Annotated in this window: 1 protein-coding gene; it reads left to right on the forward strand. The window is 45.7% G+C overall.

Features of this window, described 5'->3' with window-relative positions:
- Positions 1 to 129: 129 nt before the first annotated feature.
- On the forward strand, positions 130 to 521 hold a 392-nt coding region (locus ACFINO_RS11630; protein WP_375656010.1), incomplete at its 3' end, for a GTP-binding protein.

Below are 521 nucleotides of genomic sequence, written 5' to 3' on the forward strand. Positions count from 1 at the left end.
GTTGAGTGAGAGTGATGGGAGAATATTTCCATCTAAGAGATATAATGGCCGGGGTGACCTATCAGTCTGATTTAATTCAGTTCTGCAGGCCTGTTTCCAGGTGCTAACAAAACTAAGAGATTGGCAGCGATGGCGAAGAGCAAATTTGAACGTACGAAGCCGCATGTTAATATTGGTACGATTGGTCACGTTGACCATGGGAAGACCTCGTTGACAGCAGCGATTACGAAATATTTTGGTGAATTTAAGGCCTATGACCAAATTGATGCAGCGCCTGAGGAGCGTGCACGTGGAATTACTATTTCTACAGCGCATGTTGAATATGAAACAGAGAAGCGGCATTATGCACATGTTGATTGTCCAGGTCACGCGGATTATGTGAAGAACATGATCACGGGCGCGGCGCAAATGGATGGTGCGATTTTGGTTGTTTCAGCTGCTGATGGTCCGATGCCTCAAACACGTGAGCATATTCTTCTTGCCCGTCAGGTTGGTGTTCCAGCGATTGTTGTTTTTCTTAA

Source organism: Bartonella sp. AA83SXKL (assembly GCF_042196965.1).
Taxonomy (GTDB): domain Bacteria; phylum Pseudomonadota; class Alphaproteobacteria; order Rhizobiales; family Rhizobiaceae; genus Bartonella.